The sequence below is a fragment of the Paenibacillus sp. PL2-23 genome (assembly GCF_040834005.1).
In the GTDB taxonomy this organism is placed as follows: Bacteria; Bacillota; Bacilli; order Paenibacillales; family Paenibacillaceae; genus Pristimantibacillus.
Window position 1 is genome coordinate 465568 of the sequence record NZ_CP162129.1, and the last position, 12429, is coordinate 477996.

The following is a 12429-nucleotide window of genomic DNA, read 5'->3' on the forward strand; positions in this document are numbered from 1 at the left end:
TTAGCATACCGAATCGCAGGGGCGCAGCCCATGACGGTTTGTGTAGAAAGCATTTGCCATTTTGTTCGGTTTGCTTAGTTGTACTCATTCCAGCAGCCGAAGGTGGTTCTGTACCTGCCCCTCCTTCGCCTCGCGATACGCAGTTGGCGTCATGCCTGTCATCTTATGGAACACCTTGCCGAAGTAGCTGACATTGCTGAAGCCGCACCGTGTCCCTATATCCGTAATCGACAAGGCCGTCGCTCGCAGCAGCTCGGCCGCTTGCTCGATCCGTCTGTTCCTCACATAGTCCATAGGAGATACGCCGTAGTAGCGGGAGAAGCTTTTGCTAAGATGAAATTTGCTCAGTCCCGCTGCATCAGCCAGCTGATCCAACGTCAGATCCTGGCCGTAGCTCTGTTCAATGAAGTCTGCCGCCTGGCGGTAGGCCAGTGGAATCTCACTCGCGGCATAAACGCCGCTGCTGGCCAAGCAGCGCTGCAAGGAGGCCACCCACTCGTAGATGCGTACGGACAAGTCGAATCGGTCCCCGATACGCTTGCCGGCAATATCCTCATACAGGCGCCAGAGCAGCTGAATCGGCAACAGCTCGGGGCCCAGCTCCACCACAGGACCTAGATGTCCCAGGCTGTCCGTGATCATGCCTATCTCCCCAAGAGCCTCGAACCGAATCCATAGAAATTCCCACTCCTCCGAGGATAGCTCGGCATCATAGCCATATTCATGGTCGCCGGGTATTTGCACAATAAACGCATGGCCCCTGGCAACCGTGTAGCTGTTCCCCCCGACGCGAAGCTTGCCAGCCCCCTTCAAGGTGTACTGGAAGATCAGCCCGCTGCCTTCCCGCTGAAGGCCGTTCCAGCAGTACGCCTCCTCATTCGCCGCGCCGTGACCGATGGACACGAGCTTATAGAGGGCTTGTCCCTCATCCGCTGTATATTTGAAGCCATAAGAGGTATGCACAATATTTTACCACCCATCATCAAAATATTACTGTTTTATTGGGATTTAATCACTCTTATAATCAAATTATATTAAAAATATTATACCACTAGGGAGTGTGTGCAGCTATGCCAAATACCATGTTTCCCATGTGCTTAGAAGACTGCTATGTTCAAATAGAGGGACATATCCTGCGGATCGGCAACGACAGGCTGGAGAGATGCTGGTCGTTCGCAAGCGGCCGGCCCGTCAATCTGTCGATTGTGGATAAGAAGAACAATAAGGAGTGGCTGCAAGCGGAGCCAGGGGCGGCTGCGTTTCAATTGCCGGGCCTGCCCCCGTCGGCAGTACCCGCTTCCATTACGGCTGCATCCTGTGTCGACGATGACTATGGCATAGGCAAGCCGCATCTGCGGACGGACATTGATATGGGGTTCAGCGGCATAGAGCGAGCCGTTCGCTTCACTGTTCGAGCGTATCCCGCGGGCTCCTTCATCCGGCACGAGCTTACGCTGCTTCCCGCCGGCTTCCAAGCGGAGCTTGAAGGCACGGCCATTCAAGCTCCTGTACGTGCGGGCGGGTCGGCTGAAGAGGCATCCCCTGCCTTCCAGCTGGATGACAATAATCATCAGCGCTCCGCAGTCCTGCACGATTATTGCGAGCATCTGTCGCTGCTGGAGCTGCATTGCCGCTGGGAAGCGGTCAGCTTCCGCGACCAGACGGATACAGCAAACAATCTGGTGAGCAAGGAATCCGGCTTGCTATATGTGAACGAGCGAAGAGGACTTCGCGGGAATGTGATGTTCCTTGCGAACAGCTTGCACCCAAGCGGGCTTATGGTCGTGAAGGAAGGCGCTACGCCGATGGGTCATCTGCAGGACCAAGGAATGGACTTTTATTTTCAAGGGAAGGGGCTTGCCGTAACGGGCTCGGGCATTGGAGAAGCGGACTGGGCGGACTCGCAGGCAATAACGGCTTATGGAGTCGCCATCGGCGTATACGATGGGGAAGCCTACAGCGGGCTTAAGCTGCTGCATGACTACCACAGAAGCATTCGCGTGCATAAGCCGGAGCGGGACAGCTTCATCATGAGCAATACATGGGGCGACCGCTCCAAGGACGGGCGAGTATGCGAGGCCTTCCTGCTCAAGGAGCTGGAGACCGCCGCCCAATTGGGTATAGACATTCTGCAGATTGACGATGGCTGGCAAAAAGGCGTAACCAGCAATTCCGTCCATGCCGCTGCGGCTGGCGGCCGTTGGAGCGACTACTACAGCGGGGGCGGCGATTTCTGGACCGTGCACCCGGAACGTTTCCCGCGCGGGCTGGCCCCTGTCGTGGAGCTGGCGGAGCAGCTGGGGATCAAGCTGGGCTTGTGGTACTCGCCGGATTCCTCAAGCGACTATGTGCATTGGGAGAAGGACGTGGAGACGCTGCTGCGGCTGCATCAGGAGTATGGCATACGCGCCTTCAAGCTGGATGGCATTGATATTCAGTCCAAGGCTGGTGAGGTTCGGCTGCTGGGATTAGTGAGACAAGTGCTTCAACATACGGGAGGAGAGGTGGATTTCAATCTCGATACCACCGCTCAGCAGCGGCTGGGCTATATGGGCAGCACGCAGTACGGCAATATTTTTCTGGAGAACCGCTATACCGATTGGAGCAATTATTACCCGCACTGGACCCTGCGCAATCTGTGGATGCTTGCGCCTTATGTGCCGGCTGCCAAGCTGCAGATGGAGTTCTTGAATGTGAATCGCAATCAGGAGCGCTATGGCGATGATCCGCTGGCTCCTGCAGCCTGCGGCCAGCTCTATGCATGTGCCGTTACCGCCTTCGCGAACCCGCTCGCCTGGATGGAGCTGTCGGGGCTGGATGCTGATCAAGCCGCCTCCCTGGGCGCTCTGCTGCGAGCCTTGAAGCCTCATCACGGGAGAATATTGGCCGGGCACGTGCTTCCAATTGGAGAAGAGCCATCCGGAACGGGCTGGACGGGCTTGCAGAGTATAGCAGGGGAGAAGGACGGATATTTGCTTGTGATTCGGGAGCGCCACGGGGCGTCCGCCTATCCGATGAAGCTATGGGGAGACGCATGCGGCGGCAAGTCCGCTCCAGCTCCAGCCTTGAAGGTCACCGAGCTGCTGCGGATGGATGAGAGAAATATCCTCGCCGCTTCTGCAAGCGATGAAGCCTTGGTGCTGGAGCCGGATGCAAGCGGGAGATACACCTTCATGCGCCCGGCGCCCTTTACCTTCGCAATCTACAGGTACGAGGTGTAGACCAAAAACCACTGTCACCGGCTATGCAGCGGTGTCAGTGGTTTTTCCTCTTATCTAACGATAAAAGCCTGGACGAGACGATGTCTTGGACGTAAGGTTCAGTCTAATACACCGTCTGGTATTTCTCTCTTCAAATAGCTGCCCAACAGCCACTACGCTAGTCCAAGTCGAACGAACTGCTCTGCGGGCGCCTCCTCGCGCTTCATTCGATCCACCAGCAGGTTCACCATCCGCTGCTCGACCTCAGGGTCTGTAATCGGAGAGAGCTGCTGGGGATCGTTCTGCAAGTCGAACAGCAACGTATCCAGCTCGATAATCTGCCTGCGACCGGTGGATGGAATCTGAAGCACCGGCACCTCCTTGGTGAACGCGAACGGCTCGTGCAGCTTCGCTGGCTTCAGCTCCGACACCGCGAAGCGCGACCGCATATGCGTCGGCATCAGCGTATAGTTGTACAGAGGCTGATTGTCCGAGGCTGCAGGCCCTCTCATATACACATAACGACCATCGGTACAATTGACATGCCCGCCGTGGATGCCGAAGATCGCAGCCTCCCGTACCGGTGTGTCGTCCGCTATGGTCTGCTGAAGGCAATGGCCGGTCATATCCTTGGGAATGTCCACGCCGAAGTAACGCAGCAGCGTAGGGGCGAGGTCTACATTTTGCACAAGACTGCTTCGACGTACGCCTCTCGCTTGTGTGCGCGGGTCCCAGATGAAGAGCGGCATATGGGCGATCTCATTGTAGAACGGCATGGCGCACTTGGCCCACCAGTCATGCTCCCCGAGCAGGAAGCCATGGTCCGTATTTACAATAAGCATCGTGTCCTTCCACAGGTCCAGCTCATCCATAACATCCAGCACCTTGCCCAGGTAGTCATCGCACATGCTCAGCAGCGCCGCATATTCCAGCCGCACGTGGTCGATCTCCTCCTGCGTCTCGGACACACGCTTGTACATCGGCCAGTCGAAATGCTTGCCTTCATAGGTATGCGCATACAGCTGACGGTATTTCTCAGGCGCATGGAAGGGCTCGTGGGGGTCAAATGTCTCCAGCTGTAGGAACCACCGGTCCTCCGTATGGTTATGACGGATAAATTCGATTCCGGACTGGAAGGTCTTGGCTTGCGGGAAATCCTGCTCGCTGCTAACATACTGGCGATTGATCCAATCCTGCCGGTATGGCCCCACTAGATCCCGCGTTCCGACGGACTCCGGTGTAGCAGGGTCCTTCACTTGTCCCTTCCATGGATCACCCTCCTGTCCGCGAATGAGCTCGCAGGTGTTGAAGCGCGTATGATAAGTGCCGCCGCCGTCCTCCCAATAATGCTGGTGATCTGTCACCATATGTGTGTAGACGCCGTGGCGCTTCAGCAGCTCAGGCATGGAGTCGTCGAATGGCTCCAGCGGGCCCCAGCTGCGGTGCAGGAAGTTATGCCGGCCCGTATGCAGCTCTCTGCGAGCGGGCATACAAGGCATGCTGCCGACATAAGCCTGATCGAACACGGCTGTGCGCTCCGCAAGACGTCGGAAATTAGGTGTATGTGTCCAGTCGCAGCCGTAGGCGGACAGCATGTGGCGATTGAGCGTATCGAACATAAGCATGATGGCTTTCATCTGACTCATCCCTCCAAAACGAATATGGTATAATCCTTCTATACACAAAGGTACTATAGAAGCGGTAAATGATGAAGAGTGATACCGATGGGAAAGTAGTCGAAAACGGTGATCATTATTTTTGCATATAGGCTTGAAGCGGAGGGGGAGGGGCATGAAGCAGCCCATTCGATTCGGAGATATACAGGAATGCCGGGGCAAGCTGCAGTTCGTCTATGAGTGGCATCGTACAGCGGAATGGAATTCGGCTGGCTTTTGCAATCCGTATCCCACCTGCTGGTTGATGCTGAGCGGGAGCCGGATCGTGCATACAAAGGGGAAGTCTGTGAGGATAAGACCGATGGAGCTGCTCGTCATACCTGCCAACCAGGTGTTCACGACCACTTATGTCGATCAGCAGCAGGTGCCTCTGCATTATCTGTCTATCAGCGCTTCTATTACCGTACACCACCGCGATTGGCTGGAGCTGTACGGTGTGCCGCAGATGACTCCGCTGCCGCTGCGAGGTGGGACGGGGACAGCGAGTGTGGAAGGGCTTATCAGGGACTGGCAGCGACTTGCTGCGCTGCACGGACAGCGGTCCTCGCAAGGGGAGGAGTCGGCTGGCCTTCACCCGACCCAGCTCGCCCGTGCACTGGAGCTGGACGCAGCCACCAATCAATGGACGGCTGCGTTACTGATAGCTGCGCAGCCGTTTATGGCAACCCCCGATCCCGTGCTGGACGAGCGGGTCAGGGAGGCGTGCCGATACATGGCTTCGGCCTACGCCGAGCCGCTTGTCATGGCTGAGCTCGCTCAGAAGCTTCATCTAAGCGAAGGGCATTTGCGTATGCTGTTCCGCCGCCAGCTTGGCGTGTCGCCTTACCAGTATCTTCTCACGCTGCGCCTCGACAAAGCCAAGGAGCTGATGCTGAGCAGCGAGCTGTCCTTGACCGATATTGCAGCAACAGCGGGCTTCGGCGACTATAACCATTTCCAGAAGCGCTTCCGCCTGTCCTACAAGCTGTCGCCCTCACAGTACCGGCATCAGATGTCGCAGTTTACTCGCGGGTAGGGGTGAAATATCTATATTTGTATACCACATGGAGAAACGCCAGGGATAACTCCCTGGCGTTTCATTGATCTTTGTATCCATGAGAATATACGGTTCTTGAGTCTCGATTAATACTCCAGCCAATTCACATTTGCAACAGCATTTGCGTCAGACTTTTTGAAGACCATGTATACCGTCTGCGTACCAGTTGCTCCAGTCAAGGGCATATTGATGGTTGTCCATGATGACCATCCCCCTGTAGAGCTAATAGTAGAGGATCCAATTAGGGCACCCGTCGTGCTGTTAAGTCGTAGTTCAATGGTGCCGCCAGAATTGTTGGAGGCAATCCTCAGCTTCATATTGGATGCACCTGTGCCAAAGTTTACATTATCGTATCGTGTATAATCGCCATTATTGGCTGAGCCGATATGCTGGCCTCCTTCTATATCCGTAGTTGGATTCACCAAGGAAACACCAGACATGGCATGATAGCTTTCCGCTTCTATACGGACTGGTATAGGGGGAGCGGTATCTAGATTCAGCTTGGCGCTAAACGTTTTCCCTTTGGCTCCACTAACGTTGACTGTCAACTTAATTGTAGGACTTAATTGATCTACGGTAATTCCGTCATCAGCAAACGCTATGGACGATGCTGACTTATGCATTTCGATTTCGATAGTACCCGTGTTAGCCATCGTCGGATCAGCTATGCTAATTTCCATTTGACTCGCGGTTTCCTTGGTCATGACCGATGCTTTTTTATTGCTTGTCAGATAATGACTCCCGTTTACCTGCAAGGTCTTGGTTGTATCGTTCCAGAAATTAGCCCCTAGGATATTCAATCCTTGCTCCCACACGGCATGGGCATCCGCCGACTCCTCAATCACCGTTATATGGGGAGCGGATGCGTAGCTGCTTACCTGGGAGCTCGTTTTGTTCGGAAGCAAGACATAGGCATAGGAAGCATTGACCGGATTGCTTCCATGATCCAGGTAAAGCGTCATGTAATTTCGTGTAATACTTGTGGAGGGGCTTGCGCTGCGGACTTGACTCCAAGAACCTGTGCGAGCCTCTCTCAACCCTTTTACACTTGTGCTGGATGGAAAATAATAACCAATATCCGCACCGGGAGCACTTCCCGCCAAATGCATCCAATTAACGCCTGTCATGGACTCGGACCATCCCAGCGATGTTGACTTAGCTGTGCCATTCACGACAAGAGCATTATTGCCGCTGCTATTCAGCTTACGATTCTCTACGATCGTCTCTGCTGCTTTATTGTCCGTGCTTGTAATGCCAGAGCCTACCGCGACAATTTCATCGTCGAACATAAACCATGATTTTTTGGCCTGTAAGGTGTAACCGTAAGGCTGCAACTCCATTCCACTGACACCATACGTTTGTTGAAGCTGTGTGCCGCCGACCCAATTTTTTGAGCTTGTTCTGCTTTGGGATACCGTTGAGTTCTGGTTAACGGTTGTGCCAGGCAAACGGTATGAATTGACGGTCGGCCAGAAGTCATTGCTGTAATGATCCTGATCGGCATTATACAAGTAGGTCATCCCATCTGCAGTATGCCAGCCCTTTATATTCTCACTGTTAATGGATTCGTAATTATACACTCTGCTGGAATGCATACTGATTCCAAAACCAAAGCCTGGCCGCAGATGAACCGCACGATCCATGTTGGGAAACTGCTTGTGCTTGACCAATTCCCCTCGACTGACTACAAGACTGTCACTCACAATGGCCTTGCCCAGTACAATGTAATGAATGCTGGATACCGTTGAATAAAAGTTTTGGAAGGTGTCCGCTTGAATCCAATATTTAATCATGCTCTTGAAGGCCGCTGCATCGGAGGGAGGGGCGATCTGGGACAATCGAATAATCCCCTGCATCACCTGATGGCCGACCGTATGATCTTGTCTGAATTCTCTGGAGATCTCCCGGCCGCGAGTCATATCCATCATTGCGCCATTGTAGAGCACGGGTTCAAAGGAATCGTACACCCATTGGTATACATTGCTTTTGCCGGAGTTTGTAACAGCCCAGGTGGAACCATTAAGCAAATACATAACATTGGCCAGATCGTTTAATAAATCCTTTCCATATCCACCCGTGTAGGGATGTTTGGTATGTTGAATAAAGGATCCATCCCTATAAAAACCGTCTCCGCTTGTAACATAACTGAAGACCGCTGTAAGAGCATCGCGGGAAGAATTGAGCTTTGTAGATGATTTCACAATAACCGCTCGAACAGCCACCACGGTCGACTTCCATACTCGATTCGCTCCCGTAGCTGTACTGCCACCATTGTATTTGGTCGGATCGGGAGAGAAATAATCGACCGCATTCATATAATTGGAGATCTGTGTGGCCGTCAGGTTCGCATACAAGAGAACAACAATATCATTTAATGCAAGGGGAGAGCCAATTTCCCAATCCCACCAGTTACCGTGCTTGGTTGCACCGGCATAATACCGATTGGCATGCATCCAATCAAGGGCACTGATCAAATCTGCCTTTAACGTGGTGTGATTGGCGAGTGATGAGCCAGCTGTAGCATAAGCCAATGCCATATCCTTTAATCTTCGGTAAGAGTCCCGAATATGAGTTGAATCAGTTGTACTGCTAAGATCACTCCAAAGATACGTACGTGAGGGTGCTTTATTCATGCTATCCCAATACGTTTGCGCAGTGTTGGTTATTTCTGTGATCTTTGCTGAAATATCTGTATCCAACGTATTGTAGCTGGATCCGCCATTCAGCATCTCCGTCCATTTGTCCCGCAATCCATCATATTCATCTGCAGCACTGACTACAGAAGCTCTGCCTCCCGAAATACCCAAAGATATAACCAACACCATGGAAAGTACGATAAAAAGCATCTTTCTCATCACAATTCCCCCTTCACATAACAGAGATATAGCCTGCGATCACGGGTCTGCTTACGAAGAAGAGCGTAACCAGCGTTACGCTCTTCTATGCTCAGCCGCGCTCCTGCAGCTTCTTGGCCGACACGGTATGCCTTTCTTTCATTGGCTGCCAGAATACCCGACCTTACTTATGTTTTCAGCTATATGGCATAACGATCAGCTACTTCGACGGGCGCACCGATTTCCTCTAACCAGTTGCGGAACAACACGGTAAGCTCCTTCACTTTTTCGGGATAATCTGCCGCAACGTTCTGCGTTTCTCTTGGGTCTGTTGAAATACGATAGAGTTCAAGCGCTAGACCGGCTGATGGGTACTCCATGGGATAACGCTGCTGCTTAGCATCGTAAGGTCCTCTCTTACCCGCAAAGGTACGCCCCGGTGCTCTTGTGCCATACCAATACAGCGGCTTATCCGGATTAGGAGAAATATACATGGCCCATTCTCCATCGCATATTCGTATAATATCGCCGAATTTCCCAGAGAATGCAGCCGGTCTAGTTGTCATATCCTCTCCCTTGAGCAAGGGAAGCAGACTCTTGCCGTGCAGTTTGGCCCTCTCGGGATGAATGCCTTCCCAGGCCTTCTTCTCATTCATTCCGATACACATCATCTCCGGATTCGGCACCGGTAACTCAATGCCCAAAGCATCCAGAATGGTCGGCATGATATCCACAGCCTGTACAATCTCCTTACGACGAAGACCGCTCTTGGCTTCAGGATGGTACATGAATAACGGAATGTGGCTCATCTCCCCATACAGCGGAACCAAGTTAGGTTTTCCAACCAAGTTATGCTCCCCGAGATAAAAGCCGTGATCAGTCACCGCAATAATCAGCGTGTCCTCATACAGACCAAGCTGCTCTACCTTCTGCATAAACGAACCAAACCAGCGATCTACAACTTTAAGTTCAGCCGCATACAGTGCTTGCATTTGCTTCAACTCTTCAGGGGTATATCGGTCGGCTGTCCCATAGGTAGGGCTATGGGGGCGCTTGCCTTGAAAGTCTGGGTCGAGCTCATCCACCATGTGCATTGGTGGATCCCAAGGCTCATGAGGATCAAAGCATTCAATCATAAGAAAGAACGGCCGCTTGCTGCGAATGCTTTTGGTGGCATTGCTCTCTAGCCAAGCGGAAGCCTTGCGAAATACTTGTGGAGCAAACAGCTCTTCTTCGGTACGAAACTTTTCCCTAATGTTATTGTTCTGCATGTACCAGAACTGATTGGTCAGATGATCGATTTGTTCATTGCCTTCGAACGGGTCCGTTCGATAGGGATCATGCTCCTGTCCACGGATCATCTCCCATCCATCAAAGCCGCCATGGTAATTCCCGGCATCTCGCTCAATGATATGATAATGATCGCTAATCATCTGCGTGAGAACCCCATGAGATTTCAACAAACTGACCATATCAAGGTCATAATCCTCCAAGGGACCCCAGCCGCGGAACGGAAACTCATATCGCCCCGTCCACATATCTCGACGTGCGGGCATACAAGGGAAGCTGCCGAGGTAGGCTTGTTCGAACAGAGCCCCTTTTTTGGCGAAGGCATCGAAAGCCTCTGTATAGACAGGCTTGCCGAAAGTTTCTTCTGTCTTGACTGGCCCGTAGCAGCTTAGGTGGTCCCTGCGCAACGTATCGATGATCATAAAGATGACATTCATAGTTGTTCTCTCCGTTCTCTCTTTATTCAGCATGAAGCAAGACCTAGCCTTTCACACCGCCCTCTGTTAAGCCTGAGATCAAATATTTCTGCAGCAGCAGGAAAATCACGACCACCGGCAACGTTACCGTAACGGCAGCGGCCATCATTTCATTCCAGTAGGTTGAGGTAGTGGATGCGTAATTCCGAAGCCCTACCGCAATCGTTCGTGTTTCGCTGTCTGTCAGAATACTGGCGAATAACACTTCCTCCCAGCCGAGAAGGAAGGAATAAATGACAACAGCAATGACACCTGGCAAGGAAACTGGAATAATAATACGGAAGATGATGCCAATTTGGCTGCAGCCATCAATATGAGCCGCTTCTTCCAGCTCCCTGGGAATCGATTCAAAATAACTTTTCATCATCCAGATCGAAAAAGGGAGCGCAAAAGTCATGTAGGTTAGGATGACACCTACGTGAGTACCTACTAACTGAATACCGAAATTCGTTTGCAAGAAGATAAACATGAGATAGATGGGCAGCAGAAATAACACCCCAGGAAACATTTGTGCAGTAATGAGAAAGTTGCCGAACAAACGTTTACCACGGAACACAAAACGCTGCAATGTATAACCGGCAAAAATGGATACAATGACAGACAAGAAAGTCGAGGTCAGAATAATGGTAAAACTGTTTATCATAGACACCGAGAATACCCCTACCTCTAAGCCACCTTACTCACGAAGTGAGAGCGTAGGCAGGGGATGAATCGGGAATTTGCTCATGGATAGACACGAACATTTGTGCTATAATTGGAATGAGTTAACATTCATCTCTTTTGCAGCGAGGTGACGAATCAGACGATGCTCCAGCATAAAGCCTTCAAATTTCGGATCTATCCTAGTCATGTACAAATCATGCAACTGCGCAAAACGTTGGGTTGCTGCCGTTTTGTGTTCAACCACTTCCTATCAAAATGGAGTCAGATCTATCAGGCTACAGGCAAAGGTTTGTCTTATAACGCCTGTGCATCTCAGCTTCCTGACATGAAGCGCGAGTGGTCTTGGTTGAAAGAAGTGGATAGCATTGCCCTGCAGTCAGCTGTGCGAAACTTGGCTGACGGATATCAGCGCCACTTCAACAAGCAAAATGAACGACCTCGCTTCAAGAGTCGCAAGCATCCCGTACAAAGCTATACGACGCGATATACGAACGGGAACATTGCCGTGAAGGGAAACCGTCTGCAACTTCCCAAGCTAGGCTGGGTACCCTATGCCAAGTCAAGAGAGATCGAAGGCCGGATCCTATCCGCTACCGTACGACTAGCCCCAAGCGGCAAATGGTTTGTATCGTTGGTATGCGAGGTTGACATCCAGCCTCTTCCTTTAACTGACCGCATACTCGGTATTGACGTGGGTATCAAGTATCTTGCCGTGCCTTCGGAAGGTCCTGCAATGGATAATCCAAGATATACATTGCGATATGAACGGCTGCTCACGAAATGGCAGCGCATCCTTGCAAGAAGGAAACAAGGCGGAAGTAACTGGTCTAAAGCGAAAAGAAAAGTCGCCCTCATCCATGAAAGGATTCGAAATAGCCGATTAGACGCGATGCATAAGCAGACTACGAAATGGATCCGTGAAAACCAAACGATCTGTCTCGAGGACTTACGTATTGCAAACATGATGAAACAACGACACCTCGCCAAACACATAGCAGATGCATCCTGGGGCGAAATGAGCCGTCAACTGCATTACAAAGCCCAGTGGTATGGGCGAACGATCAAGGAAACACCGGTATTTGCGCCAACGAGCCAAACCTGTCACGTCTGTGGGTACAAGCAAGCAGAAGTGAGGGATTTGAGCGTGCGGGGATGGACATGTGTATCTTGCCAAACGCCACATGACCGAGATTGGAATGCGGCACAAAACATAAAGGCTATGGCCCAGTAACGAACAAAATAGGAACTGTGGGA

8 protein-coding genes are annotated in these 12429 nt (G+C 51.8%); 3 read left to right on the top strand and 5 right to left on the bottom strand.

What is annotated here, in order from left to right:
• Positions 1-84: 84 nt before the first annotated feature.
• Positions 85-963, bottom strand: a complete 879-nt coding sequence (locus AB1S56_RS02005; RefSeq protein ID WP_340872589.1) for an AraC family transcriptional regulator — start codon at positions 961-963, stop codon at positions 85-87.
• A gap of 107 nt (positions 964-1070) precedes the next feature.
• On the opposite strand from AB1S56_RS02005, the gene AB1S56_RS02010 reads away from it, so the two are divergent.
• Positions 1071-3221 carry an alpha-galactosidase gene (locus AB1S56_RS02010; protein WP_340872587.1) on the top strand — a complete coding sequence of 717 codons (2151 nt, stop codon included), beginning with the start codon at positions 1071-1073 and terminating at the stop codon, positions 3219-3221.
• 152 nt (positions 3222-3373) lie between these two features.
• Here AB1S56_RS02010 and AB1S56_RS02015 read toward each other — a convergent pair whose 3' ends face one another.
• Positions 3374-4837: a sulfatase gene (locus AB1S56_RS02015; RefSeq protein ID WP_340872586.1), complete on the bottom strand. Its 1464-nt coding sequence runs from the start codon at positions 4835-4837 to the stop codon at positions 3374-3376.
• A 154-nt stretch (positions 4838-4991) separates the two neighbouring features.
• On the opposite strand from AB1S56_RS02015, the gene AB1S56_RS02020 reads away from it, so the two are divergent.
• Positions 4992-5891, top strand: a complete 900-nt coding sequence (locus tag AB1S56_RS02020) for an AraC family transcriptional regulator (protein ID WP_340872584.1) — start codon at positions 4992-4994, stop codon at positions 5889-5891.
• A gap of 107 nt (positions 5892-5998) precedes the next feature.
• Here AB1S56_RS02020 and AB1S56_RS02025 read toward each other — a convergent pair whose 3' ends face one another.
• The 3 genes from AB1S56_RS02025 to AB1S56_RS02035 form a co-directional block, all read right to left on the bottom strand.
• Positions 5999-8767: a polysaccharide lyase family 8 super-sandwich domain-containing protein gene (locus AB1S56_RS02025; protein WP_340872583.1), complete on the bottom strand. Its 2769-nt coding sequence runs from the start codon at positions 8765-8767 to the stop codon at positions 5999-6001.
• 179 nt (positions 8768-8946) lie between these two features.
• On the bottom strand, positions 8947-10473 hold the full coding sequence (locus AB1S56_RS02030; protein WP_367903413.1) for a sulfatase: 1527 nt from the start codon (positions 10471-10473) through the stop codon (positions 8947-8949).
• Positions 10474-10516: 43 nt separating this feature from the next.
• Positions 10517-11155 carry a carbohydrate ABC transporter permease gene (locus AB1S56_RS02035; RefSeq protein WP_340872637.1) on the bottom strand — a complete coding sequence of 213 codons (639 nt, stop codon included), beginning with the start codon at positions 11153-11155 and terminating at the stop codon, positions 10517-10519.
• A 162-nt stretch (positions 11156-11317) separates the two neighbouring features.
• Between AB1S56_RS02035 and tnpB the strand changes: the two genes are divergently transcribed.
• Positions 11318-12406: an IS200/IS605 family element RNA-guided endonuclease TnpB gene (tnpB, locus tag AB1S56_RS02040; protein ID WP_367903414.1), complete on the top strand. Its 1089-nt coding sequence runs from the start codon at positions 11318-11320 to the stop codon at positions 12404-12406.
• Positions 12407-12429: the final 23 nt, after the last annotated feature.